This is a genomic window from Fusicatenibacter sp., assembly GCF_050872605.1.
Lineage (GTDB): Bacteria > Bacillota > Clostridia > Lachnospirales > Lachnospiraceae > Fusicatenibacter.
In genome coordinates this window covers 35,373-61,554 of sequence record NZ_JBNMHD010000013.1, presented here as the reverse complement: position 1 = coordinate 61,554, position 26,182 = coordinate 35,373, and the positions used below count along the sequence as shown (strand labels likewise).

Annotated in this window: 25 protein-coding genes and 1 riboswitch; of the genes, 23 read left to right on the top strand and 2 right to left on the bottom strand. The window is 50.6% G+C overall.

Annotated elements, in window-relative coordinates:
- Nucleotides 1-130 precede the first annotated feature (130 nt).
- The 14 genes from ACY2VT_RS06080 (at nucleotide 131) to ACY2VT_RS06015 (ending at nucleotide 10,516) form a co-directional block, all read left to right on the top strand.
- Nucleotides 131-271 carry a hypothetical protein gene (locus ACY2VT_RS06080; protein ID WP_461879260.1) on the top strand — a complete coding sequence of 47 codons (141 nt, stop codon included), beginning with the start codon at nucleotides 131-133 and terminating at the stop codon, nucleotides 269-271.
- A gap of 129 nt (nucleotides 272-400) precedes the next feature.
- Nucleotides 401-910 (top strand): GNAT family N-acetyltransferase, encoded by a 510-nt coding sequence (locus ACY2VT_RS06075; RefSeq protein WP_461879258.1) that lies wholly within the window; start codon nucleotides 401-403, stop codon nucleotides 908-910.
- 164 nt (nucleotides 911-1,074) lie between these two features.
- A riboswitch (ZMP/ZTP riboswitch) is annotated at nucleotides 1,075-1,155 on the top strand.
- A 78-nt stretch (nucleotides 1,156-1,233) separates the two neighbouring features.
- Nucleotides 1,234-1,947 carry an IMP cyclohydrolase gene (locus ACY2VT_RS06070; RefSeq protein WP_461879257.1) on the top strand — a complete coding sequence of 238 codons (714 nt, stop codon included), beginning with the start codon at nucleotides 1,234-1,236 and terminating at the stop codon, nucleotides 1,945-1,947.
- Nucleotides 1,948-1,978: 31 nt separating this feature from the next.
- The gene (locus tag ACY2VT_RS06065) at nucleotides 1,979-3,157 is read left to right on the top strand and encodes a phosphoribosylaminoimidazolecarboxamide formyltransferase (protein WP_022463111.1); all 1,179 of its coding nucleotides are present in this window, start codon (nucleotides 1,979-1,981) and stop codon (nucleotides 3,155-3,157) included.
- Between the two features lie 89 nt (nucleotides 3,158-3,246).
- Nucleotides 3,247-3,744 carry a helix-turn-helix domain-containing protein gene (locus tag ACY2VT_RS06060; RefSeq protein ID WP_461879256.1) on the top strand — a complete coding sequence of 166 codons (498 nt, stop codon included), beginning with the start codon at nucleotides 3,247-3,249 and terminating at the stop codon, nucleotides 3,742-3,744.
- Between the two features lie 301 nt (nucleotides 3,745-4,045).
- A complete protein-coding gene (locus ACY2VT_RS06055; RefSeq protein ID WP_461879255.1) occupies nucleotides 4,046-4,447 on the top strand; it encodes a hypothetical protein in 402 nt (133 codons plus the stop codon).
- A 13-nt stretch (nucleotides 4,448-4,460) separates the two neighbouring features.
- Nucleotides 4,461-4,742: a hypothetical protein gene (locus tag ACY2VT_RS06050; RefSeq protein WP_461879254.1), complete on the top strand. Its 282-nt coding sequence runs from the start codon at nucleotides 4,461-4,463 to the stop codon at nucleotides 4,740-4,742.
- A gap of 99 nt (nucleotides 4,743-4,841) precedes the next feature.
- Nucleotides 4,842-5,084: a hypothetical protein gene (locus ACY2VT_RS06045; protein WP_461874131.1), complete on the top strand. Its 243-nt coding sequence runs from the start codon at nucleotides 4,842-4,844 to the stop codon at nucleotides 5,082-5,084.
- The gene (locus ACY2VT_RS06040) at nucleotides 5,071-5,607 is read left to right on the top strand and encodes a DNA-deoxyinosine glycosylase (protein WP_461879253.1); all 537 of its coding nucleotides are present in this window, start codon (nucleotides 5,071-5,073) and stop codon (nucleotides 5,605-5,607) included. Before ACY2VT_RS06045 ends, ACY2VT_RS06040 begins: the two co-directional genes overlap by 14 nt.
- Nucleotides 5,604-5,834, top strand: coding sequence for a hypothetical protein (locus ACY2VT_RS06035; protein WP_022463115.1), 231 nt, complete (start codon nucleotides 5,604-5,606; stop codon nucleotides 5,832-5,834). Before ACY2VT_RS06040 ends, ACY2VT_RS06035 begins: the two co-directional genes overlap by 4 nt.
- Before the next feature lie 38 nt (nucleotides 5,835-5,872).
- Entirely contained in the window at nucleotides 5,873-6,217 is a 345-nt protein-coding gene (locus ACY2VT_RS06030; protein WP_461874134.1) for a metal-sensing transcriptional repressor, read from the top strand.
- Between the two features lie 30 nt (nucleotides 6,218-6,247).
- Nucleotides 6,248-7,072, top strand: a complete 825-nt coding sequence (locus tag ACY2VT_RS06025) for a P-loop NTPase (RefSeq protein WP_461874135.1) — start codon at nucleotides 6,248-6,250, stop codon at nucleotides 7,070-7,072.
- Between the two features lie 335 nt (nucleotides 7,073-7,407).
- On the top strand, nucleotides 7,408-7,635 hold the full coding sequence (locus ACY2VT_RS06020; RefSeq protein ID WP_461874136.1) for an HPr family phosphocarrier protein: 228 nt from the start codon (nucleotides 7,408-7,410) through the stop codon (nucleotides 7,633-7,635).
- Between the two features lie 388 nt (nucleotides 7,636-8,023).
- Nucleotides 8,024-10,516 (top strand): ATP-dependent DNA helicase, encoded by a 2,493-nt coding sequence (locus ACY2VT_RS06015; RefSeq protein WP_461879251.1) that lies wholly within the window; start codon nucleotides 8,024-8,026, stop codon nucleotides 10,514-10,516.
- Here ACY2VT_RS06015 and ACY2VT_RS06010 read toward each other — a convergent pair.
- The gene (locus ACY2VT_RS06010; RefSeq protein WP_461879250.1) at nucleotides 10,507-11,439 is read right to left on the bottom strand and encodes an AraC family transcriptional regulator; all 933 of its coding nucleotides are present in this window, start codon (nucleotides 11,437-11,439) and stop codon (nucleotides 10,507-10,509) included. The two genes, ACY2VT_RS06015 and ACY2VT_RS06010, sit on opposite strands and share 10 nt — an antisense overlap.
- A 221-nt stretch (nucleotides 11,440-11,660) precedes the next feature.
- Here ACY2VT_RS06010 and ACY2VT_RS06005 point away from each other — a divergent pair, with 221 nt between their 5' ends.
- The 7 genes from ACY2VT_RS06005 (at nucleotide 11,661) to ACY2VT_RS05975 (ending at nucleotide 21,529) form a co-directional block, all read left to right on the top strand.
- On the top strand, nucleotides 11,661-12,830 hold the full coding sequence (locus ACY2VT_RS06005; RefSeq protein ID WP_461879249.1) for a galactokinase: 1,170 nt from the start codon (nucleotides 11,661-11,663) through the stop codon (nucleotides 12,828-12,830).
- A 39-nt stretch (nucleotides 12,831-12,869) separates the two neighbouring features.
- Nucleotides 12,870-14,363, top strand: coding sequence for a UDP-glucose--hexose-1-phosphate uridylyltransferase (galT, locus tag ACY2VT_RS06000; RefSeq protein WP_461879248.1), 1,494 nt, complete (start codon nucleotides 12,870-12,872; stop codon nucleotides 14,361-14,363).
- Between the two features lie 73 nt (nucleotides 14,364-14,436).
- The gene (galE, locus tag ACY2VT_RS05995; RefSeq protein WP_022463123.1) at nucleotides 14,437-15,453 is read left to right on the top strand and encodes a UDP-glucose 4-epimerase GalE; all 1,017 of its coding nucleotides are present in this window, start codon (nucleotides 14,437-14,439) and stop codon (nucleotides 15,451-15,453) included.
- A gap of 186 nt (nucleotides 15,454-15,639) precedes the next feature.
- On the top strand, nucleotides 15,640-17,598 hold the full coding sequence (gene ftsH, locus ACY2VT_RS05990) for an ATP-dependent zinc metalloprotease FtsH (RefSeq protein ID WP_461879247.1): 1,959 nt from the start codon (nucleotides 15,640-15,642) through the stop codon (nucleotides 17,596-17,598).
- 92 nt (nucleotides 17,599-17,690) lie between these two features.
- Entirely contained in the window at nucleotides 17,691-19,550 is a 1,860-nt protein-coding gene (gene uvrC, locus ACY2VT_RS05985) for an excinuclease ABC subunit UvrC (protein WP_461879246.1), read from the top strand.
- Between the two features lie 94 nt (nucleotides 19,551-19,644).
- Complete coding sequence (gene hprK / locus ACY2VT_RS05980; RefSeq protein ID WP_461879245.1) at nucleotides 19,645-20,580, top strand: HPr(Ser) kinase/phosphatase; 936 nt, start codon at nucleotides 19,645-19,647, stop codon at nucleotides 20,578-20,580.
- Nucleotides 20,581-20,584: 4 nt separating this feature from the next.
- Nucleotides 20,585-21,529: an ROK family glucokinase gene (locus tag ACY2VT_RS05975; protein WP_461879244.1), complete on the top strand. Its 945-nt coding sequence runs from the start codon at nucleotides 20,585-20,587 to the stop codon at nucleotides 21,527-21,529.
- A gap of 96 nt (nucleotides 21,530-21,625) precedes the next feature.
- On the opposite strand, the gene ACY2VT_RS05970 is transcribed toward ACY2VT_RS05975, so the two are convergent.
- Complete coding sequence (locus tag ACY2VT_RS05970; RefSeq protein WP_461879243.1) at nucleotides 21,626-24,205, bottom strand: transglycosylase domain-containing protein; 2,580 nt, start codon at nucleotides 24,203-24,205, stop codon at nucleotides 21,626-21,628.
- 200 nt (nucleotides 24,206-24,405) lie between these two features.
- Between ACY2VT_RS05970 and ACY2VT_RS05965 the strand changes: the two genes are divergently transcribed.
- Entirely contained in the window at nucleotides 24,406-25,101 is a 696-nt protein-coding gene (locus tag ACY2VT_RS05965; protein ID WP_461879242.1) for a YigZ family protein, read from the top strand.
- A gap of 13 nt (nucleotides 25,102-25,114) precedes the next feature.
- Nucleotides 25,115-26,143 carry a S66 family peptidase gene (locus tag ACY2VT_RS05960; RefSeq protein ID WP_461879241.1) on the top strand — a complete coding sequence of 343 codons (1,029 nt, stop codon included), beginning with the start codon at nucleotides 25,115-25,117 and terminating at the stop codon, nucleotides 26,141-26,143.
- Nucleotides 26,144-26,182: the final 39 nt, after the last annotated feature.

Sequence of the window (26,182 nt, the reverse complement as noted above, 5' to 3'; positions counted from 1 at the left end):
CCTGTTATGTGGAGACCTGCCGTATCCGGCATGGAAGAAGCGCGTATCCGCGCAAGATCTAAGAAACAGGCGTATCCGCCGATATTTTGTCTGCCGCCTAAAGCGGTCTGAAGCACGTGACTTTAGTCATGTGAGGTTCACTGAAGGAATCATTCTGAAATCTTTAAAAGAATCGGCAGAAGAAAAAACGATTGTGCTGGTATCCCACAGGGTATCCACCATGAACATGGCGGATGTGGTGTATGAGATGGAAAACGGCAGAATTTCATAAAACATTCCGAAAGGGGTGATAGATTATACTATGAAATTTATAAGTAACTCATAAATTAACCAGTATCTTTCGTTTTCCTTGTATCTGATTTATGATTGGCGCAACAAAAGAACAGAGGAGGGTGCGGCTATGATCACCTTAAAATTAATGACGCCCCAAAAAGAACATAAAATTGCCGTTATGGATTTCCGAGAAGAATTTCTGAGGGCAAAAGAAAGAATAAGCGGAGGCGTTGGATTGGAGCAGGCTGAAAATTACGAAGATTGGCTGGCACACAAATACAGCCCTCACTACGGACTGGTTGATGAGGCTGTTTTTCTGGCCTTTGATAACAAGGATCATTTAATCGGCATCTCGGATATCCGTCTTGGAACGAATGATTTTATCCAGACATTTGCCGGACAGATCGGATACAGTGTCCGCCCCTCGCAGAGAAGAAAGGGTTATGCTTCGGAAATTCTTAAACTTACGCTGATAGAAGCGGCCAACTACGGGTTGTCTGAAATACTGATTACCTGTAACGAACCGAATATTGCTTCTGCAAAAGTAATAGAAAAGAATGGCGGAGTTTTAGAAAAAATCATTCCACACGCTGGATTTCCAAATGTTAAGAGATACCGCATCAATATCCATGAATAAAAGACGATCAGCGAAGAATCGGATCAGATACAAGCAAGTCCCCACCTACCCCTGCATATTGTTTTTCGCAATGGAAGCAGGGACTTACTGGATTCGGTTAAAAACTGATTTTGAGAAATTCCCGCTTCGTCCCTTGACAGGCGGGAATTTCCATGTTAAGGTAAAGGCAGTTATACGACTGACGGAAGTGGAAATGACCACAGGGAGTATAGCGTGAGAAGAGGCCGACCGTCTGGGCAGAAGAATGCTTGGGGGAGTGGGTCTGTTTTTTTATCCAAAGACAGAAAACCCCATTCCAGCCACCTTGAAAAGGAGATCAGAAGATGAAAAAAGTATCACTGGAACAGGAATTAAAAGGAAATGCATATCCAGGAAGAGGAATTGTGATCGGCAGATCCAAAGACGGCACAAAAGCCGTTGCTGGATACTTTATTATGGGCAGAAGCCAGAACAGCCGCAACCGTGTCTTTGTTGAGGAGGGTGAGGGAATCCGCACACAGGCGTTTGATCCGTCGAAGCTGGAAGATCCGAGCCTGATCATCTACGCGCCGGTACGCGTTCTTGGAAATGATACGATCGTAACAAACGGAGACCAGACCGATACCGTATACGAAGGACTGGAGCAGGGAAAAACATTTGAGGTATCCCTCCGAAGCAGAGAGTTTGAGCCGGATGCACCGAACTACACCCCTCGTATTTCCGGTGTGATGCACGTAGAGAACGGAACGTACAGCTATCAGATGTCGATCTTAAAGAGCAACAATGGCGATCCGTCCCAGTGCAACCGCTACACCTTCTCTTATGATAACTGCGTAGCAGGCGAAGGCCATTTCATCCATACTTACATGCACGACGGCAATCCGCTGCCAAGCTTTGAGGGTGAGCCAAAGCTGGTTGACATCCCGGATGACATTGATGCATTCACGGAACTGCTCTGGAGCAGCTTAAACGAGGACAACAAGGTGTCCCTCTTCACACGCTATATCGACATTGCAACCGGCAAGTATGAGACAAGAATCGTGAATAAAAATAAATAAGAAATCGAGTGTTTTGCGAAAGGAGAAAATCATGAAAGAATTAGCGTTAAAATACGGATGCAACCCGAACCAGAAACCTTCCAGAATCTACATGGACGATGACAGAGATCTTCCGATCGAAGTATTAAGCGGCCGTCCGGGCTATATCAATTTTCTGGATGCCTTCAATGGCTGGCAGCTGGTACGTGAGCTGAAAGCAGCCACCGGTCTTCCGGCAGCAACTTCCTTCAAGCACGTTTCCCCGGCAGGCGCAGCCGTAGGTCTTCCACTCGACGAGACCCTGCGCAAAATTTACTGGGTAGACGATATGGGAGAGCTTTCTCCGTTAGCATGTGCTTATGCAAGAGCAAGAGGCGCTGACCGTATGTCTTCCTTCGGCGACTTTATTGCACTTTCTGATGTCTGCGACAAGGACACCGCATCCCTGATCAAACGCGAGGTATCCGACGGCGTTATCGCTCCGGGATTTACCGACGAGGCACTCGAAATCCTGAAAGCAAAGAAAAAAGGTAACTACTGCGTCATCAAAATCGACGAGAATTACCGTCCGGCTCCGCTCGAGCACAAACAGGTCTTCGGCATTACCTTTGAGCAGGGCCGCCAGGAGCTGCCGATCGACGATGAGCTGCTCTCCAACGTGGTAACCGAGAACAAAGAGATTCCGGAAGCAGCAAAACGCGATCTGAAAATTGCATTGATTACTTTAAAATATACCCAGTCCAACTCCGTATGCTTCGTCAAAGACGGCCAGGCGATCGGTGTCGGTGCAGGCCAGCAGTCCCGTGTACACTGCACCCGCCTTGCCGGACAGAAAGCCGACAACTGGTTCCTGCGTCAGTGCCCGAAGGTGCTGGATCTGCAGTTCGTAGACGGCATCCGCCGCGCAGACCGTGACAATGCGATCGACGTTTATATCGGCGAGGAGTACATGGATGTCCTCGCAGACGGCGCATGGGAGAAGATCTTCAAAGTAAAACCGGAAGTCTTCACAAGAGAAGAGAAACGTGCATGGCTCGACCAGATGAAGGGCGTAACCTTAGGCTCCGATGCGTTCTTCCCATTCAGTGACAACATTGAGCGCGCACACAAGAGCGGCGTCGAGTACATCGCAGAGCCGGGCGGATCGGTTCGTGACGATGCTGTCATCGAGTGCTGCAACAAGTACAACATGGCGATGGCATTTACAGGAATTCGTTTGTTCCATCACTAAGAAAAAAGATATTATATATAGAAGAAACCCGGTCTTTCGATGGCCGGGTTTCTTTCTGCCATGGCATTTCCTGGGAAAACAGGCAAAATATGCATATCGCATTCCGGAATTACTGGGCAGACAAGCATTACGGGGCGTCAGAAAGTACAGAGATTACCGCATCGGTGGACCGGATCAATCACACGGAAGGGCTCGATGAGCTTTTGAACGTCTATCTCGAAGTTCTGCAGGGCTTCTGCAGTGAGCTTTGCTATCAGGGATCCGAGACGGTCATCAAGCGCATGCATTACTATATGGAACGAAACTACGAGAAAGATCTTAAGCTGGAAACGTTTGCACGGATGTTCAACTACAACAGCAACTATCTGGGAAAGGTCTTCCGCAAAGAGATCGGGGACAGTTTCAACAACATTCTGGACAGCATCCGGATTTCCAATGCAAAACAGCTGCTCGCTGAGACGGATCTGAAAGTATATCAGATTTCCGAGCGGGTGGGATACTCCAATATTGACTATTTTTATCTGAAGTTTAAGAAATACGTCGGCATGAGTCCGAAGGAATACAAGCGGCAGACATCGTCAGACTGATCCGGAAGAGATCATATTCCCATAAAATTGTGCGAATTGTAAGAAAAAGTACAATTTTATGGGAATTTTCTTTTGGAGGGGCAGGAAGAGGGCAGATTTCCGGCAGAGTAGACAGAAAGCAGAAAGGATTTCCGGTGCTTTTTACAAAAACGTGTTTTTAAAGAGCAGATCCAGATGTGCTTTTTCGGCAGGATGTTCAGAATCCAGAGGATTTCTACGAAAATCACGGATATTTATCTCCGATTTTTAGGGTATAAAAATTTATATACTTTGGATAAAGAAAAAGGAGGGAGCAAGTGTTATGAGCAAAAGAGCCAAAAAAACACGATCCGGAAAAGAGAAGTTCAGCTGGAAGCTGATGTGGAAACAGCGTTATCTGCTGCTGATGTCAGTACCGTTTCTGATCTGGCTGATCATTTTTAAGTACATACCACTCTGGGGATGGACGATGGCATTCCAGGAGGTAAAACCAAAGACCTTTGCACTGCCGGTATGGCAGCGTAAATTTGTCGGATTCGATAATTTTGTCAAAGCATTCACAGACCGAATCTTTGGACAGACCATGATCAATACCATCGGCATCAGTCTGATCGGATTGTTCCTTGGTACCGTAATTGGTATGTTCCAGTCTGTCGTGGGCGTCATCTTACTGTTTATTGCAAATAAAGTAGCCGGACTGCTTGGCGAAAGCAGACTGGTTTAGGAGGTAGAAAGTAATGAAAAGTGGAAAAAAAGCCCAGCCGTTTGACTACGTCCTGATTGTAGTTTTCATCCTGATTATCATCGCAACGGTTTATCCGTTCCTGAACGTTCTTGCAATTTCCCTGAACGATCCGATGGATACCATGCGTAACGTAAACTTTATCATCCCGAGAAAGTTTACCTTAAGTAACTATACCTATCATCAAAGAGAGAGTAGCACTTTCAGAAGAATAAAAGAGAAACGTAAAAAGGCGGTACAGAACCTTGAGGGGGGACTGTACCGCCTTTTTTTCTGATGGAAACGGGAAAATCCCCTGTTCTTTTTCGGAAAAGTGTGATAAAATACCCCATGGGCGTATCTTTTGGCGCCCGCTGCAAGAAGGAGGATGATAGATATGCGGCAGATGGAATTTAAGATGGAGCGACAGGGACTTCTCGAGGAAGGCCAGGAAGTCAACGTGACAGAGAGCGCACTGCCTACCTCCTATTATTATACGATTACCCCGGCAGTGGCCATGAGCAAGAATTATCAGGCGTATGAAAGGCTGCAGTCCCGGAAGGGAATCGTAAAAGAAGTAAAAGAGACACCGAGAGGATTCTATACGGTAGTGGAGTTTGATGAAGATGAGCCGACCTGACGAGAACAAAAAAGAGCACCCGGTGGTGCATCCGATTCCGCCGGTTTACCGTGCCGATTCCCGGATTCTGATTCTCGGCAGTTTTCCGTCCGTAAAATCCAGGGAGACCGGCTTTTTTTACGGCCATCCGCAGAACCGTTTCTGGAAGGTGACGGCCGCCGTGTGTGGGGAAGAGGTGCCGCAGACGGTGGAAGAGAAGAAGGAGTTTCTGCTCCGGAATCATATCGCTGTCTGGGATGTGATCGCGTCCTGTGTTATCACAGGCTCGAGCGATGCGAGCATCCGCGACGTTGTGCCGAATCCGTTGCAGGACATTCTGGTCTGCGCCGATATCCGGCAGATTTACTGCAACGGGGCGACGGCGTGGAAATATTACCGGAAGTACCAGGAAAAGCAGCTTGGAAGGGAAGCGGTCCGTCTTCCGTCGACAAGCCCTGCAAATGCGGCATGGTCCGTGGAGCGCCTTCTTGGCGAGTGGAGCCAGTGCGGCGATGTGCTGCGAAGTGAAGAGGAAAAAGCATGAAAAAAGAGTACGAGACCGTCTGGGAGATTTTTAACGAGTGTGCCAACAATCAGATGCGGGATGTCTTTTTCGATGAAATCGAGACGGATGACCCGGAGGCGTATATCCGTCAGAAATTTCCGGACAAAAACTTAAAATATGAAAAAACGGTGGAAGCGGACGGATCTCTGGTCTTTGACATTGAGACCTCCGGCATCCGCCAGCGGTTTACGTTTACAGAAATCTGAATCGCGCAGAAAATACCGGAAAAGCGGAGAAAAAAACGATGAGTGAAGAAAAACACACGCATGTGCATGTGCTGGAAGACGGCACCGTGATCGAGCATTCTCACGATCACGCCCACGGGCACCATCATACAAATACAAAAGCAGTCTTAAACCGCCTCTCCCGCGCGATCGGACACATGGAGTCGATCAAGCGGATGGTAGAGGAAGGCCGGGACTGCACTGAGGTTCTGATCCAGCTGTCTGCCGTGAAGGCGGCCATCAACAATACAGGAAAAATTATCCTGGAGGATCACATTGAACACTGCATCGTCGATGCAGTCGAGCATGGGGACACAAAAGCGATTGAGGAGCTGAATAAGGCGATCGACCGCTTTGTCAAATAAGCAAGAAAAACAAGAAAAGAGGAAAGAAACATGGCAAAAGAATGCAGCAATTCGAGCTGTTCCAAAGAAAGCTGCGAAGGATGTCCAAGCAAGGCAGGACAGGGCAAACCGGATTTTCATATTGATCTGAATGCCGATTCTTCGATCAAACATGTCATTGGCGTTGTCAGCGGCAAGGGCGGCGTTGGTAAATCCATGGTAACCGCATCGCTGGCAAACCAGAAAGCAAAAGAGGGCTACAAGGTTGGTATCCTCGATGCCGATATCACAGGACCATCCATCCCGAAAATGTATGGTCTGAAAGGACCTGCAAACGTAGATGACAAGGGTGTTTACCCAGCCGTTGCAGCAAACGGCGTCAAGGTAATGTCCATCAACCTTCTGCTTCCGGGCGAGGAGGAGCCGGTCATCTGGAGAGGACCTGTTATCGCAGGAACCGTAAAACAGTTCTGGACAGACGTCATCTGGGGCGATCTGGACTATCTCTTCGTCGATATGCCGCCGGGAACCGGTGATGTTCCGCTGACGGTTTTCCAGTCTCTTCCGGTAGACGGTGTAGTGATCGTATCCTCCCCGCAGGATCTGGTGCGCATGATCGTCATGAAAGCCTACAAGATGGCTCAGATGATGAGCGTTCCAGTGCTCGGTATCGTAGAGAACTACAGCTATCTCGTATGTCCGGACTGCGGCAGGAAGCTGTCCATTTTCGGCGAAAGCCACATTGACGAGATCGCAGCCGAGATCGGCGTGCCTGTTCTCGGCAAAATGCCGATTCATCCGGAGTTTGCCGAGCTGGTAGATGAAGGAAGATTCGCAGAAGTGGATAACACGGATATTGCGAAAATTAATATCTGATCATTAAATACAAGAAGATGCAATGACATAAAAAACTCGTTTTTTCTTGATTTTACAAGAAAAAGCGGGTTTTTTTGACAAGATTTTTACGTTTCTTTTGGAAAAAACTATTTTATTTTAAACGGATTTTGTGTAACCGGTTACACATGACTGCGCAAATGAGACAAAAAGCGACAAATATGAAGGGTTAATGAGAAAAACTTGCATAAAAAACATGCATAATATGGCAAAAATAAGGAAATAAATTCAATATTGACATTTAAAGAGAAAAAGTGCATAATCTACCTCAACGATAGGAAAACAAACAGCTATTGATTAAGAAAGAGGTGAATCGTATGTCACAGTGCGTAGTAAGACTCAGTGGAACTGAGGAAGTAGAGGAGTTTGTAAAAGCAGCTTCGAAATGTGATTTTGATATTGACATTTTTTACAACCGTGTTATTATTGATGCAAAATCCATTCTTGGCATCCTCAGCATGGATCTGAACCGTGATCTCACCGTACACTGCTATGGTGACAGCCCGGCATTCAATAAAACCCTGCAGAAATTTGCTGTAGCATAAATTTTGAGTTACAGTTCACTCGTGTGTTCTGGAGAGCAGATTTCATGCTTGCATGAAAATCTGTTCGCAGGAACACACGAAGAGAGCGCCGAGAAATGAGCAAAAAGGAGCTGCGTAGCAGCGGAAAGCGCTGAAAGCGCGGTTTTGCGAATGGCGCGGGTGAACTGTAACGGCTATTAAGGGAAATAAAAGAACAAAAACAAAACAAAAGCCTGCGCCGCCAGCGAGAGATGAGACAGAATTTGCGCAGGAGACTTTCTGAAGAAAAACTAATCACACGAGACACATAACTTCAGAGAGAAAAAAGGAGACTGTTGCGGCAGTCTCCTTTTTTCTGTATAATAGAGAGCAAATATATGTTCTGAGTAAAAACAAGAGGAGCGGGCAAGTGGAAGAGAAAAAGAAGGAGATCCGGATTTCTGTGCGGAATCTGGTGGAGTTTATTCTGCGCAGCGGGGATCTGGACAACTCGTCGGGTGGTTTTGGTGAGCGCGATGCGATGCAGGCGGGAACGCGGGTGCATCAGCAGATCCAGAAAAAACGGGGTGTCGATTACCGTGCGGAGGTTCCGCTGGTGCATGAAAAAGAATATGAGCATTTCACCCTGCGCGTCGAGGGAAGAGCGGACGGCATGTACGAGGACGGAACAACGACCGTGATCGAGGAGATCAAGGGAACGTACCGTGACCTCGAAGCGATGGAAGAGCCGGTTCCGGTGCATCTGGCACAGGCAAAATGCTACGCCTGCATCTACGGCCTCCAGAACTGCAAAGAGGAGATGGGCGTGCTGATGACGTACACCCTGCTCTCCTCAGAGGAGGAAGGCCTTCTGCGCCCGCTCACCAAAGAAGAGGTAAAGCCGGAGCACTCCAACTGGCGCATCCGCCATTTTCTGCAGACGTACAAGCTACCGGAGCTGGAGCAGTGGTTCGATGAGCTTCTCGATGCCTGGTTTATCTGGGCGGAATTTCAGTACCAGTGGCAGAAAGCGCGAGATGCCTCGATGCAGCATCTCGAATTCCCCTTCCCATACCGGAAAGGCCAGCGGGAACTGGTGAGCGGTGTCTACCGCACGATTCTGCGGAAAAAAGAACTCTTCGTCCAGGCGCCGACCGGCATCGGAAAAACAATGTCCACGGTCTTTCCGGCGATCCGCGCGATCGGAGAGGGCTGCGGTGACCGCCTCTTCTATCTGACGGCGAAAACCATCACCCGCACCGTGGCGGAGGAGGCGGTCTCGATTCTAAAAGAGAAAGGACTGCAGTTCAAAGCGATCACTCTGACGGCGAAAGAAAAAATGTGCGTCCTCGATGAGCCGGAGTGCGATCCGATCCACTGCCCGCGTGCGAAAGGCCACTTTGACCGGATCAATGCGGCGGTGTACGAGATGCTGACGGAATGCGATTCCTACACCAGAGAGGAAGTCCTGCGCCAGGCGGAAAAATGGAATGTCTGCCCGCACGAGCTCCAGTTTGACGTGGCTTCGTGGGTGGACGGCGTGATCTGTGATTACAACTATGCATTTGATCCGACCTCGAAATTAAAACGCTTTTTTGCAGAAGGAACGAAGGGCGGCTACATCTTTCTGATCGACGAGGCGCACAACCTGGTTGAACGGGGCCGCGATATGTTCAGTGCCACGCTCGTCAAAGAGGAGATTTTAAAGGTCCGCCAGCTCCTCCGCCCGTATGCGCCGGGCAAAAAGCTCGAGAAGGCGCTGAACCGCTGCAATCATCAGATGCTGGTCTACAAAAGAGAGTGCGATTCCTGCACGGAGCTGGAAAGCGTATCGACGTTTCTTCTGATGGTCAATCAGCTGCTGGAAGAGCTGGCGGGCTGGCTGGAAGCACACAAGACGAGCGAAATCCGGAAGCAGGTTCTGGAATTTTACTTTAACCTGCGGAATTTTTCAGAGATTTACAATTTAGTCGATGAAAATTATCTGATCTACACGAGTTATCTCGATAACGGCGATTTTGCACTGCGCCTGTTCTGCGTCAATCCGGCGGAGAATCTGCAGCAGTGCATCAACCAGGGGCGGTCGGCCGTCTTCTTTTCCGCGACGCTGCTGCCGGTGCAGTATTATAAGAAGATGTTCAGCACGAACACGGACGATTACGCGATTTACGTGGAGTCTCCGTTTGATCCCACGAAGCGGTGTCTGGCGATCGGAAGCGAGGTCAGCACGAAGTATCAGAGGAGAAACCGCGCAGAGTTTGAGAAGATCGCAGCCTACCTGAACGAGATGATCCAGAGCCGGAAGGGCAACTATATGGCGTTCTTCCCGTCATACCGCCTGATGCAGGATGTCTATGCGGTCTATGAAGAATTGTATGCGGATGAAAACGTGACCTGCCTGATCCAGGAGTCGGCGATGCGGGAGCAGGAGAGAGAAGAGTTTCTGGAAGCGTTTGCGAAAGACAACGAGAAAACGCTGGTGGGATTCTGTATCATGGGCGGCATTTTCTCGGAAGGAATTGATCTGGACGGCGAAAAGCTGATCGGCGCGGCCGTTGTGGGAGCCGGAATCCCGCAGGTGGGGCCGGAGAGAGAACTTTTAAAGCAATATTTCGACCGCAGCGGAGAGAACGGTTTCGACTACGCGTACCGCTATCCCGGCATGAATAAAGTATTGCAGGCGGCAGGGCGCGTGATCCGCACGACGGAGGACACGGGTGTGATTCTGTTGCTCGACGAGCGGTTCCGAAACAGGGAGTACCGCGAGCTGTTCCCAAGAGAGTGGGAGGACTGCCGGATTGTGCAGCGCAGCAGCCTCCCGGAGGTAATCCATTCGTTTTGGGAGAGGGTGGATTGTGAGAGCGGATCAAAAGCCGGGCAGCAGGAAATGAAATCCCGGTACGGCGCTGAACGTTACGTGTGATCCGCGCGGTTCCGGTATTCACTCGGGGAGCAGCCCATCTGCTGGCGGAAAATTTTAGAAAAGTAGGCAGGACTGGAAAATCCGGTCTGTTCGGCTACGGAAGTGATACTGGCCTGGCGCTCGAGAAGGAGCGGCAGGCTTTTTTCAATGCGGTAGTCGAGCAGGTAGTCAAACAGCGACTCGTTCATGCATTTCTTGAAGAAACGGCAGCACTCACTGCGGCAGATGTGGATCTGCGCGGCGAGATCCTCGAGCGTCAGATGCTCCATATAGTGGCGGTGGATGTAGTCGAGCAGAATGCGGAGCCGTTCGACATCGCGCGCCGCCGCGGTATTCTGGGATTCACCGGAAAAGGAAGCATGGCGGTAAATCTCAATCCAGATCGAGAGCAGAAGCTCCTGAATTTCCATTTCAAATGCGGCCGGCTGCGACAGCGAGAGGTCGTAGATGCGGTGCATACAGGTAAGCACCTTGTTCTGCCAGTCGATCTCCGGAGAAAAGACAATGGAGGCGAGCTGCATATCCGTCAGGACCGGTTCGACGTAGCGCGTCTGGATTACACTGTTTGAAAAACCATAGAGAAAGCGCGGGGCGAATGTGGTTGAAATATAGACGCAGTCCATCCCGTCGATCATGTGGCCGGTGTGAGGCGCATTCGTGTTGCAGAAAATGCCGTCCCCCTCTTTTAAGACATACGATTTTCCATTGACCTGATACCCGATCTGTCCTGAAAGGACAAACGTCAGCTCAATCTCCGGGTGCCAGTGCCAGGAAAAGGAGCCGCGCTCGTAGCAGGAGAGCTGTTCGTAACTGACATTGACGGGAAATTCATAACGGCCGTGGGCCTTTAATTCACGGTTTTCTTTATCCAGGCGAAGCTGCATGAAACGTACCTCCAGACGATAAAATTCATAAGAAATCATACGATAAGTAAAGTATGCGGCAAAAAGAAGAAAAAAACAAGGAAAAATCGAAGATCACCTCAATATAATTATCGTTTGCCCTAATATTGTTGTTGCGAAGGAGCGTATGGCTCACTATAATGATACTTAAGAAGATAAGAAAAACACACACAAACACACAATACACACACAACAAACGAAACCACGAAAACAACACACCAAAAAGAAAAGGAGACAACAAAATGAAACAGCAGGTACTGGATTGTTTTGCAAAACTGTTCGGGGGAGAGGGCGACATCCGCACCTACTTCGCACCTGGACGTGTGAACCTGATCGGTGAGCACACCGATTACAACGGGGGCCACGTATTTCCATGCGCACTGACCATCGGAACTTACATGGCAGCAAGAAAACGTGACGACAGAAAACTTCGTTTTTACTCCATGAACTTTGAGAAACTCGGCGTGGTAGAATCTTCCCTCGACGAGTTCCTGATGGGAAAAGAAGGCAACTGGACCGCATATCCGAAGGGAATGATGTGGGCATTCGGCCAGAAGGGCTTCCCGGTAGAGCAGGGCTTCGATATCGCGCTTTACGGAAACATTCCGAATGGATCCGGCCTTTCCTCTTCCGCATCCGTTGAGACGGTAACCGGCGTAATGCTGCGTGACATGTTCGGATACGACACCATCTCCATGATCGACATCGCTCTGTACGGCCAGTTCTCCGAGAACAACTACAACGGCGTCAACTGCGGTATCATGGATCAGTTCGCCATCGCCATGGGCAAAAAGGACTGTGCGATCTTCCTTGACACCAGCGATCTGAAATATGAGTACGCACCGGTTAAACTGGAAGGCGCAAGAATTGTCATCTCCTGCAGCAACAAGAAACGAGGCCTTGGCGACTCCAAATACAACGAGCGCCGCAGCGAGTGCGAGACTGCTCTGGCTGAGATTCAGAAAGTCAAAGACATCAAGAGTCTTGGCGAGCTGACTGAGGAAGAGTTTGAGACAGTGAAAGATGCCATCAAAGATCCGGTCCGCCAGAAACGTGCAAAACATGCCGTTTACGAGAACCAGAGAACCGTTCAGGCCGTTGCAGCTTTAAAGGAAAATGACATCGCAAAATTCGGCGAGCTGATGAACGCATCCCACGTTTCCCTGCGTGATGACTATGAGGTAACCGGAATCGAGCTGGATACTCTTGTGGAAGAAGCATGGAACTGCCCGGGTGTCATCGGATCCCGTATGACAGGCGCAGGCTTCGGCGGATGCACCGTCAGCATCGTAAAGACAGAAGATATTGACAACTTCATCGCAAAAGTAGGCGCAGCTTACAAAGAAAAAATCGGTTATGCCGCAGACTTCTATGTCGTAGACATCGGAGACGGCGCAGGCGTATTAAAATAAGAAACAAAAAGCCGGATCGGCAGCAGGGAGGAAGCTACAGTGATCAACGAGAGTATTGCAAAACTGGTAAAATATGGAGAAAATGCCGGTCTTGTTTCGGGACTGGATAAAATCTATGCGACAAACCGGATTCTGGAAGTCATGCAGATTTCCGATTACGAAGAGCCGGAGCAGATTCCGGAGAACCCGGATCTGGAAGAGACTTTAAATGAACTGCTTGATGATGCAGCTAAGCGCGGTCTTCTCGAGCACAACAGCGTCGTTTACCGTGATCTGTTCGACACGAAACTGATGGACTGCCTGATGCCGCGTCCGGGTGAGGTGGTAAAGAAGTTTGAAGAACTCTATGCGAAAAGCCCGCAGGAGGCAACCGATTACTTCTACAAACTGAGCCAAGATTCCAACTACATCCGCAGATACCGCATCGCAAAGGATATCCGCTGGAGCGTACCGAGTGTCTACGGCGATATCGATATCTCGATCAACCTCTCCAAACCGGAGAAGGACCCGAAGGCGATTGCGGCTGCCAAACTGGCAAAACAGAGCGGTTATCCGAAATGCCTGCTCTGCAAGGAGAATGTGGGCTATGCGGGACGCGTCAACCACCCGGCTCGCCAGAACCACCGCATCATTCCGCTGACGATCAATCAGACGGAGTGGGGCTTCCAGTACTCGCCGTATGTGTATTACAACGAGCACTGCATCGTGTTCAATTTCCAGCATAACCCGATGAAGATCGAGCGTGCGACGTTTGTGAAGCTGTTTGACTTTATCAAACTGTTCCCACACTACTTCATCGGTTCCAATGCGGATCTGCCGATCGTCGGAGGCTCTATTTTAAGCCACGATCATTACCAGGGCGGCCACTATACCTTCGCAATGGCAAAAGCGCCGATCGAGCGCCATTTTACCATCAAAGGATACGAGGATGTGGAAACCGGCATCGTCAAATGGCCGCTGTCCGTCATCCGAATCCGTCACAAAGATGAGAAACGGCTGATTGATCTGGCAGAGCATATCCTGAACTGCTGGAGAGGTTACACGGATGAGGATGCGTTTGTATTCGCCGAGACTGACGGAGAGCCACACAACACGATCACGCCGATCGCAAGAAAAGTGGGCGATACGTTCGAACTCGATCTGGCGCTGCGCAACAACATCACGACGGACAAATGCCCGCTCGGTGTTTACCATCCGCATGCACAGTATCATCACATCAAAAAAGAGAACATCGGCCTTATTGAGGTTATGGGACTTGCGATTCTGCCGGCGCGCTTAAAAGATGAGCTGGAAGAGCTTTCCAAATGCCTCGTAGAGGGAAAAGATGTCCGCGCTGTCGCAGAGCTGGAGAAACATGCCGACTGGGTAGACGAATTCCTGCCGCGCCATCCGGAGCTGAACAGCGAAAATGTGATGGATATCCTGAAAGAGGAAGTCGGAAAAGTCTTTGTCGGCGTACTCGAGGATGCCGGCGTTTACAAGTGCACCGAGGAAGGTAGAAGTGCATTTGCAAAATTCATGGAAACGTTGTAGAATAAACTAAATGCTTCAATTAACCCGCTGCGGCAAAAAAGCAGCAGCGAAGGAAAACATGGAGGATACCAAAATGAAAATCTTAGTTACTGGCGGTGCAGGCTATATTGGAAGCCACACCTGTGTGGAACTGCTGAACGCAGGCTATGACGTTGTTGTCATGGACAACCTTTACAATGCAAGTGAGAAAGCCATCGAGCGTGTAGAACAGATTACCGGAAAGAAAGTAACCTTCTACAAAACCGATATGCTGGACCGCGAAGGCGTAAAGAAAATTTTCGACAACGAGAAAATCGACGCTGTCATCCATTTCGCAGGCTTAAAAGCAGTCGGCGAGTCCGTACATAAACCGATTGAATATTATCACAACAACATGACCGGAACCCTGATTCTCTGCGATGAGATGAGAAACCACGGCGTAAAGAACATCATCTTCAGTTCTTCTGCAACCGTATACGGCAATCCGGCACAGATTCCGATCACCGAGGAGTGCCCGAAGGGAACCCCGACCAACCCATACGGCTGGACAAAAAGCATGCTCGAGCAGGTTCTGACCGACATCCACACCGCAGATCCGGAATGGAATGTTATCCTGCTTCGTTACTTCAACCCGATCGGAGCGCATAAGAGCGGCCTTATCGGAGAGGATCCGAAGGGCATCCCGAACAACCTGCTTCCGTATGTCGCACAGGTTGCCATCGGAAAACTCGAGTGCATCGGCGTTTTTGGTGATGACTACGATACTCCGGACGGAACTGGTGTCCGCGATTACATCCATGTTGTTGACCTGGCACGCGGCCATGTAAAAGCCATCCAGAAACTGGCTGACAACGAGGGCGTTTCCATTTACAACCTCGGAACCGGCAAGGGCTACAGCGTACTCGATGTCATTCATGCATTTGAAAAAGCCTGCGGCCATCCGCTGAAATACGAAATCAAACCGCGCCGTGATGGTGATATCGCAACCTGCTACTCCAAATGCGACAAAGCAAAAGAGGAGCTTGGCTGGGAGGCTGAGTACGGCATCGAGGAGATGTGTGCCGATTCCTGGAACTGGCAGCAGAAGAATCCGAACGGATATAACGACTAATGTAATGTGAGTGTTATCTGGCGGTCCGCCGATACTTGAAAGAGTGTCGGCGGGCCGTTTTTGTATAGATAAATTCAGTCTTTTTTCACAAAGTCCGGCTTGCTAATTAAGAGGGAATCCGATATAATGTAAGAGTTAAAGTGTCCGTAAAAAAGAGGGGCGGTTTGACATACAAGGAGGAAAAGCATGGACGATAGAAAAAATCAGAACCGGGAACCAGAAAACGGCTCCGGGGGAGGACCGAAAAACAGACAGACGATACTCATTATCCTGATCTGCCTCCTCGTCAGCCTGATGGTGATGGGACTTCTGAACAATGCCCTTGGGGGAATTACTTCAGAGGATCTTGACTATAGCAAATTCCTGGACATGGTAAACAACGATGAAGTGCAGGAAGTTGTCTTGAAATCGGGAACACTGACCGTAACGCCGAAAGACCAGAAATCGGAGGGAATCACCTATCAGGTAACGATGATGGGAGATGAGCAGGAGCTGGTCGATCTGTTACAGGAGAAAGGCATTACGTACCACAAAGATCCGCCGGATTCTACCGGAACGATCATTTACACATTGCTGACAGTCATTCTGCCGGTTGTGATGCTTGTTGCTGTCATGGTATGGGTGATGCGCAGCATGAACAAAGGCGGCGGAGTCATGGGCGTAGGAAAGAGCAAAGCAAAGGCCTACGTACAGAAAGAAACCGGCGTGACATTCCGCGATGTTGCGGGACAGGACGAGGCAAAAGAATCGCTCCAGGAGGTTGTGGATTTCCTGCATAACCCTGGAAAATACACAACGATCGGTGCAAAACTTCCGAAAGGAGCGCTTCTTGTAGGCCCTCCCGGAACCGGAAAAACACTGCTTGCCAAAGCCGTAGCCGGCGAAGCGCACGTACCGTTTTTCTCGATGTCCGCTTCGGAATTTGTCGAGATGTTCGTCGGTGTCGGTGCATCGCGTGTGCGTGACCTGTTTGAGGAAGCAAAGAAAAATGCACCGTGCATCATCTTTATCGATGAGATCGATGCGATCGGAAAGAGCCGTGACAACAGCTACAACAGCAACGACGAGCGGGAGCAGACGTTAAACCAGCTCCTTGCCGAGATGGACGGATTTGACAGCTCCAAGGGTGTTCTGATCCTTGCGGCGACAAACCGCCCGGAGGTGCTTGACCCGGCGTTGCTGCGTCCAGGCCGTTTTGACCGCCGGATTATCGTAGAAAGACCGGACCTGAAAGGCCGTGTGGAAATCCTGAAAGTACATGCCAAGAACGTATCGCTCGATGAGACGGTTGATCTCGACGGCATTGCACTTGCGACATCGGGAGCCGTTGGTTCTGATCTTGCAAATATGATCAACGAGGCAGCGATTCTTGCGGTCAAGAACGGAAGAAAAGCCGTTTCCCAGAAGGATCTTCTCGAGGCAGTCGAGGTTGTCCTCGTCGGAAAAGAGAAGAAGGACCGCATCTTGAGTCAGGAAGAGCGAAAGATCGTTTCCTACCACGAGGTAGGCCACGCACTTGTTACTGCACTGCAGAAGGATTCCGAGCCGGTACAGAAAATCACGATTGTGCCGCGTACGATGGGTGCGCTCGGCTACGTCATGCAGGTGCCGGAGGAGGAGAAATACCTCAACACGAAGAGCGAACTCGAGGCGATGATCGTCGAGTGCCTCGGCGGAAGAGCGGCAGAGGAGATCGTCTTCGGCAACGTGACAACGGGAGCTTCGAATGATATCGAGAAAGCGACGAAGATTGTCCGCGCGATGATCACGCAGTACGGTATGTCGGAGAAATTCGGTCTGATCGGTCTTGCGACCCAGCAGAATCAGTACCTCGACGGAAGAATGGTCTTAAACTGCGGCGATGCCACAGCAACCGAAATCGACCACGAGGTCATGAAGATCCTGAAAGAGTCGTATGAGCAGGCAAAAGAACTTCTGGCAGCTAACCGCGATGCGATGGATGAAATCGCAGCTTACCTGATCCGGAAAGAGACGATCACCGGAAAAGAATTTATGGAGATTTTTCATCAGGTGATTGCAAAACGGAATGGAAACGCGGAAGAAGCGGTTGAAAATCCAGAAAATACAGAAACAGAAAATACAGCACTTCCGGAGGCGGATTTTACCGTAAATCCAGAAGTATAAAAAGAAAGTGAAAAGGCCCGGCGGGAGCAGAGAAAACGATCTCTGCACGCTGGGCATTTTCAACATTACAGTCCCAAAAAGAGGAGGGTCATATGGCGTTTGATATCCAGGAAGAACTGAAAAAACTGCCGGGAAAACCCGGCGTCTATCTGATGCACGACGCGGACGACACAATTATCTACGTGGGAAAGGCGATTTCGCTGAAAAACCGTGTCCGCCAGTATTTCCAGACGAGCCGCAACAAAGGGCCGAAGATTGAGCGGATGGTCACGCATATCGCCCGCTTTGAGTATATTGTGACGGATTCCGAACTGGAGGCGCTCGTGCTGGAGTGCAACCTTATCAAAGAGCACCGTCCGAAATACAATACGATGCTGAAAGATGACAAGGCGTACCCGTACATTAAGGTGACCGTGAACGAGGATTTTCCACGCATTCTGTTTTCCCATCAGATGAAGAAGGACAAGGCGAAATATTTCGGCCCGTACACGAGCGCCGGAGCTGTGAAAGATACGATCGAACTGCTGCGGAAGCTGTACGATATCCGTTCCTGCAATAAGAGCCTGCCAAAGGAGATCGGTAAGGACCGCCCGTGTCTTTACTATCATATCCACCAGTGCAAGGCGCCGTGCCAGGGATACATTTCCAAAGAAGAGTACGGCGAGCAGATCAAAAAGGCGATCAGTTTCCTGAATGGAAATTACAATGACATTATCAAAGAGCTGACTGGAAAAATGACGGAGGCGGCTGAGGAGATGCGGTTCGAGCAGGCGGCGGAGTACCGTGATCTGATCGACAGCGTGCGCAGGATCGGCGAGCGGCAGAAGATTACGAACAGTGACGGCGAGGACAAGGATGTCATTGCGCTTGCGATGGACAAAGAGGATGCGGTGGCGCAGGTCTTCTTTATCCGGAATGGAAAGCTGATCGGGCGGGAGCATTATTATCTGCGGATCGGCGAGGAGGAGCAGAAAAACGAGGTGCTGCTCACATTTATGAAACAGTTCTACTCCGGCACGCCGTTCATCCCGCGGGAAATCATGATTTCCGAGGAGATTGCCGAGCAGGAGCTGATGGAAGAGTATTTAAGCAGCAAGCGCGGCCAGAAGGTCCGCATCCGTGTGCCGAAAAAGGGCAGCAAGGAAAAGATGGTGGAACTGGCGGAGCGGAACGCGCAGATTGTTCTCGACCAGGACCGCGAGCGGATCAAGCGGGAAGAGGGACGGACGATCGGCGCCGTAAAAGAGATCGCCAGATGGCTGAACCTGCCGTCCATCGACCGCATCGAGGCGTACGATATCTCCAATATCAGCGGTTTCCAGTCGGTCGGCTCGATGATCGTCTACGAGAAAGGAAAGCCAAAGCGCGCCGATTACCGAAAATTCAAGATCAAATCCGTCGAGGGACCGAACGATTACGCCAGTATGAAAGAGGTCTTAAGCCGCCGTTTTCTGCGCGGCATCCAGGAGGACAGCGGTTTCGAGCGGCTGCCGGACCTGATCATGATGGACGGCGGACGCGGCCAGGTCAACATTGCGCTTGAGGTGCTTGAAGAAATGGATCTTGCGATTCCGGTCTGCGGTATGGTAAAGGACGACAAGCACCGCACGAGGGGCCTGTATTTCCGAAACGTGGAAATCCCGATCGACCGGAACAGCGAGGGATTCAAACTGATCACACGCGTGCAGGACGAGGCGCACCGCTTTGCAATCGAATACCACCGCCTGCTGCGGAGCAAGGGACAGGTCCACTCGATTCTCGACGACATCCCGGGCATCGGACCGACAAGAAGGAAAGAACTGATGCGCCACTTTCAGGGAATTGATGATATCAAGGCGGCAACCGTGGAAGAACTTTCCGGACTTCCGGGCATGAACAAAAAGGCGGCGGAGCAGGTTTACACATTCTTTCACGCACCTGCACAGGAGGAAAATGAGAATTCGTCAAAATAGTTAAATTTCCAGGTTGCCCGTGATGCTTTATTGTGCTAAAATTATAGAAGAGACGGATTTAAAAAGACGTCGAATGAAGTCGGAGGACAGGAAAATGAAAGAAATTGAAATGACCAAAATGGTGGAGGAAATGGATCTCCGCAACCTGACACCAGAGGTTGATATGACAGATCTTGTCATTGCCACACCGGATATCAACCGTCCTGCACTGCAGCTGACCGGCTACTATGAGCATTTTGCCAATGAGCGTGTGCAGATCATCGGTTATGTAGAGTTCACGTATCTGCAGCATCTTGAGGAGAGCGAGCGCGTCCGCGCGTTTGAAGAGTTTGTAAGCCGTAAGATCCCATGTGTCATTTTCACAACGAAAATGATTCCGGGACAGGAAATTCTGGATCTGTGCAATCGTTACCAGGTACCGGCCTTTGCGGTAGACAAATCGACTTCCGTTTTCATGGCTGAAATCATCCGCTGGCTGAATGTCCAGCTTGCCCCGATGATCTCCATCCACGGCGTGCTGGTCGATGTATTCGGCGAGGGCGTCCTGATCATGGGCGAGAGCGGAATCGGAAAGAGCGAGGCTGCACTGGAGCTGATCAAACGAGGCCATCGTCTCGTCAGCGATGATGTGGTTGAAATCAGCCGTGTCAGCGACATTACGCTGGTCGGAACGGCACCGGATATCACGCGTCACTTTATCGAGCTGCGCGGTATCGGTATCATCGACGTCAAGACACTGTTTGGTGTCGAGAGCGTAAAAGATACCCAGTCCATCGATCTTGTCATCAAGCTCGAGGAGTGGGACAAAGAGAAAGAATACGACCGTCTGGGCCTGGAAGAAGAGTATATTGAGTTCCTTGGAAACAAGGTTGTCTGCCATTCCCTTCCGATCCGTCCGGGCCGTAACCTGGCGATCATCGTAGAAACCGCTGCTGTCAACCACAGACAGAAGAAGATGGGCTACAATGCCGCACAGGAGCTGTACCGCCGTGTACAGGCTAATTTAGTGAAAAAAAGAGAGGAGAAGTAAAAAAATGGCAAACTATGTATTTGGAATCGATGTTGGGGGTACTTCTGTAAAATGTGGACTGTTCCAGACAGACGGAACTCTGCTGGACAAATGGGAAATCCCGACCCGCACAGAGAACGGCGGAAGCGAAATTCTGCCGGATATCGCAAAAAGCGTAAAAGCAAAAATGGGTGAGAAGAGCATTGCAGCAGATGATGTTGCCGGTGTCGGCATCGACGTACCTGGCCCGGTTAATGACAAAGGTGAGCTTTCCATCGCAGTCAACCTGAACTGGGGATATAAAAATATCGTAAAAGAGCTTTCCGACGAACTCGGCGGAATGACAGTAAAAGCAGCAAACGACGCAAACGCAGCAGCTCTCGGTGAGATGTGGGCAGGCGGCGGAAAGGGAACGAAAAACCTGGTTATGGTTACCCTTGGAACCGGTGTCGGCGGCGGAATCATCCTGGACGGCAAGATCGTAGCAGGTGCTCACGGTGCAGGCGGCGAGGTTGGTCATGCATGTGTTGATCCGGAAGAAGAAGCAGTCTGCAACTGCGGAAACCACGGATGCCTCGAGCAGATGACATCTGCAACCGGTATCGTTCGTCTGACCAAGAAATATCTGGCATCCCATGACACTCCGTCTGTTTTAAGAGAAAGAGGAGAGTCTGTCAGCGCCAAAGCTGTTTTTGACGCATTAAAAGAGGGCGACGAAGCAGCAAAAGACATCGTAGAAGAGTTCTCCGCATACCTCGGAAGAGCACTCGCAGTCTTCGCATGCGTTGTTGACCCGGAAGTTATCGTAGTCGGCGGCGGCGTATCCAAAGCAGGCCAGATCCTGATCGACGGTGTGGCAAAATACTACCGTCAGGCAGCGTTCCTCGCATGCAAAGATACCCCGATTGTACTCGCTTCCCTTGGAAACGATGCTGGTATCTACGGCGCAGCAAAGATGCTGATCGACTGATTGATTCAGATTTTAAACGAAAGATAAGTATAAAAAAACGGTCCTGCTGGCATCTGCCAGAGGGCCGGTTTTTTGTGCATAGACTGACTGAAAAAGTTATTCGGAAGAGCCGCTCTCTTCGGACTGCGGCTGTACTTCCGATATCTCCGCCGGGGTATCCGGTTCTGACGGTGCATCAGGAGTATCCGGTGTGTCAGGAGTCTCCGGTGTATCAGAAGGCGGATCGGCAGGTGTTTCGGTCGGAGCCGGAGTTTCCTGCGGTGCCTCCGTCGGTGTCGGGGTTGCCTGCGGGGTTGATGCTGCGGAAGGGGTTCTGGTCGGCGTCGGTGTTGAGGCCGGCGCAGTGTAGTGGCCCTTGCAACGCTCGGTCGGCAGATCGGATACCGCAAAGTATTCGGTGATGGACGGACAGCTTGAGCGGGCGAGCAGGCCGGTCTTCGTACAGATCGTTGCCTCCTGTACTGTTGCGGAAGTTTCGAAATCCATATCGGCAAGGCCTTCGTGGATTTCATTCATGACCTTTGCCCAGAGACGTTTGTGGAATTCACGGTCGCTCTCCGGAAACTCCGCGTGTGTATCATACGTTGCCCAGATGGCAGCGGTATAATATGGTGTAAAGCCTGCAAAGACGAGATCCTTGGCCTCGTTCGTCGTACCGGTTTTTCCGGCTGCGTGCATATTGTCGAGGCGGGCGGCAACACCGGTACCTTTTTCCAGAACATCCTCCATGGCATTGGTGAGGAGGGAGGCAGTGCTTGCCTTGAAGACCTGCGTTGCCTTGTTTTCTGTGTTGTCAATTAAAACATTTCCCTTGCTGTCGGTAACCTTTGTGTAGAACACCGGCCTGCGGTACTGGCCGCCGTCTGCGATTGCCGCGTAGGCTGCCGTCAGTTCGAGATCACTGACACCGTAGGTGATACCGCCGAGAGCCAGCGGCTGGATCACATCGTATTCCTCGGAGAGTTTGGAAAAACCAAGCTTCTTCAGATAATCAAAGCCGACCTTCGGCGTAATTTCGGTCAGTACCTTGACGGCCGGGATATTGATGGAATTGATGATCGCCTGGCGGACGGTAACATCACCATGATAGGTAAGATCCGAGTTCTGCAGCGGTGTGCCGTCGCTGTAGTTGAACGGCTCATCCTTAATTACCGTAGCGAGTGTAATCTTTCCAAGGTCGAGCGCCGGTCCGTACGCGGAAAGAATCTTGAACGTGGAACCCGGCTGGGAATAATTATCGGTTGCGCGGTTGAAGGTAAGACTTGCTGTTTTTTCGCCGCGTCCGCCGACGATGGCTTTCACGTAGCCGGTGCGCTGATCCATAACGGTCATGCATGCCTGCGGCTGCGGGGTGAAGCTGCTACGTTCGGCAACAATCGTGTCGCCCTCCTGCATGATAGCGGCTTTATACTGGTCGATATAGCTCTGTGCCTCCTCCTGGGAGTCAAAGAGCAGATCGAAATTCGGATCGCTGTTGCGGAAGTAGAGCTGCAGCATCTCTTTGCTGTAGTTCTGTACCTCGCCGTCTGCCTGCTCTACGGTGAGCGCCCAGTCGAGACCGATCTGCGTGTTCGACGGGAAGTTCTTCGGATTCTGGAATTCCGTGTCGAGGATTAACTGCATGTAGGAATCCTGTGTGGTATAGATTTTGAGGCCGCCGCTGTAGACAACGTTCTTTGCCTGCACTTCGGTGTAGCCTTTCTGTACCATCAGATCGTTGATCAGGTTGGTGATGACTTCATCGATAAAGTAGGAGTACGGCGCGCTCTCCGCCTGGGACTGCGTGTGCATGGCGATGCGGTCGTAAACGTTGTCGTTCATGGCAATGGTGTATTCTTCTTCGGTGATGTAGCCCTGCTCTTTCATGTTGTTCAGGATCTTGTCGCGGCGCTGCTGGTTTTTTTCCGGGTGGTTTTTCGGATTATATGCCGTCGGCGCCTTTGGAATTGCGGCAAGAACGGCGCATTCAGAGAGCGTCAGATCTTTTGCATCCTTTCCGAAATACGTCTGCGCTGCCGTCTGGACACCGTAGCAGCCGGAACCTAAGTTGATGGTATTCAGATAATTTTCCAGAATAACGTCTTTGGCGTTTTCACCTTCTGCGGTCAGCGTTTTTTCCAGTTTCAGCGCCAGGTACTGTTCCTGGATTTTTCGCTTGAAGCTCTGCATCCGCGTCTCTTCCATCCAGTCGGTGAAAACATTGTTTTTCAGGAGCTGTTGTGTGATCGTGCTGGCACCCTCGGTAAAATGAAAGCCGTGGCTGACACCGACAACGAAGGCACGGATGATACCGCTTGGGTCGATGCCGTTGTGTTCGTAAAAACGGGCATCCTCAACCGCGACGATCGCGTGCTGCATGTCGAGCGGAATCTCCTCAATCGAGATCGAGACACGGTTTCCCTGCGCCCCGGTCAGCTTCTGTACCTGGTTGCCGTCAGCATCGTAGATAAACGACGCGTTGCCGAGCGGCATGATATTTGCCTCCGAGATATCAGGGGCACTGTCAATCACGCCGCGGACAGCGCCGATCACAAGCCCGGCACCGCAGACGAGAACGACAAGAAGAAGACAGAACGCGATGCGCAGCGCCGTCACGCCGGCCGTCTTTTCAATCTTTCCGTAATGGGACCGCAGATCTTCACGTTTGTCTTCCAGATGACTTTTTCCAAAGTGCATATAGAAAATCCTCCTTATGTTCCTGCAAAACTGATTCAGTTCAGTAACCAATGGTGTTTCTGCCCTGCAAAAAGCAGGGTATACTTATTTTTATTATACCAAACAAAGGGCTGAAATAAAAGTATTTCGTAAAAAGAATGCTGATTTTTCGGAGGTGATATGATAGAATAAAAACATATTTGGTGAAGGAGTACAAAAATATGATCGATCAGTTTCGGACGGTTTACCGGGGTGGAACCGGGGAAATCGTGGAGAAGAAATCACGTTTTATTGCGACGGTGCGTCTGGTGGAATCTGAGGAGGAGGCACTTTTCTGCCTGGAAGCTCTGCGGAAAAAATACTGGGATGCGCGGCATAACTGTTTTGTGTATATTATTGGAGAAAATCAGGAGACGGTGCGCTGCAGCGACGACGGAGAGCCTTCCGGCACGGCAGGACGGCCGATGCTCGATGTGGTACAGGGAGCGGGCCTCCGCAATGTGCTTGTTGTGGTGACACGGTATTTCGGCGGCACACTGCTGGGAACGGGCGGCCTGGTGCGCGCGTACTCGCAGGCGGTGCAGGAGGGGCTGGCAAACAGTGTTCTGATTGACGAGATCTGCGGCGTGCGGCTGTTGATTGAGACGGATTACAACGGCATCGGTAAAATCCAGTATCTGCTCGGTCAGCGGGGGATTCCGATTCTGGAATCCGAGTACACCGATCAGGTGAAAATCCGCGTTCTCGTTCCGAAAACGGAGGTGGACCGTCTCTGCGCGGAGATTACCGAGGGGACGAACGGAAAGGCAAAACTGGAAAAAGAAGAGGAGCTGTACTTTGCGCAGAACGACGGAGAGCTGATCTTCGGGGATGCGCTGACGCAGTATAAGAATCTGGAAGCAGAAGAATTATCATAAAGGAGGATGCGACATGAGGTTTCCGGAAAATCTGAAAAAGGGCGGAACGATCGGCTTTGTGGCACCATCGTTTGGATGCACAACAGAGCCATACAAGTCCGCGTTTGCAAATGCACAGAAAAAATGGAAAGAGATGGGATATCAGCTGGATCTTGGGCCAAACTGCTATGCAGAGCACGGCATCGGAATCAGCGCGGCACCGGAGGAGTGCGGAAAAGAGCTGACGGAATATTATGTCAGTGAGAAGAATGACTGTCTGATTTCCTGCGGCGGCGGAGAGCTGATGTGCGAGGATCTCGATTACGTGGATTTTGAAAAGATCAGAAAGGCACCGGCGAAATGGTATCTCGGCTATTCTGACAATACGCATTTTACGTATCTTCTGCCGACCCTCTGCGATACGGCGGCTGTTTACGGTCCGTGTGCGAGTGATTTCGGCATGGAGCCGTGGCATAAATCCGTAGCGGATGCGTTTGGCGTACTGACGGGAGAAGTGCGTACCGTCCGTGGCTATGAGGGATGGGAAAGAGACGATGCGAAGGGCAGAAGCGAGGAAAATCCGTATCTGCCGTACCAGATTACAGAACCGCGCGTTCTGCGCCGCTTCCCGGATGCGGACAGCAAATTTGAGGGACGGCTCATCGGCGGCTGCCTCGACTGTCTCGTCAATATTCTTGGAACGAAGTACGACGGAACGGTTGATTTTGTGGAAAAATATAAAGAGGACGGTTTTGTCTGGTTTCTGGAAGCGTGCGATCTGAATGTCTTTGCGATCCGCCGCGCAATCTGGCAGATGGAGCACGCCGGCTGGTTCCAATATGTGAAAGGCTTTCTGATTGGCCGCCCGCTGCAGTTCGGACAGAAATTCGGGGAACTCGACCAGTACCGCGCCGTGACGGATCTGCTTGGAAAATACAACGTGCCGATTGTGATGGATCTCGACATCGGACACCTTCATCCGGCGATGCCGCTGATCGTCGGAAGTTATGCGAAGGTGTCCGTGGAAGAAAATGAGATTGAAATTAAGATGGAGTGCCGTTAGAACGCTTTTGAAAAATATTTTCTCGAGCGGCAGGGCAGA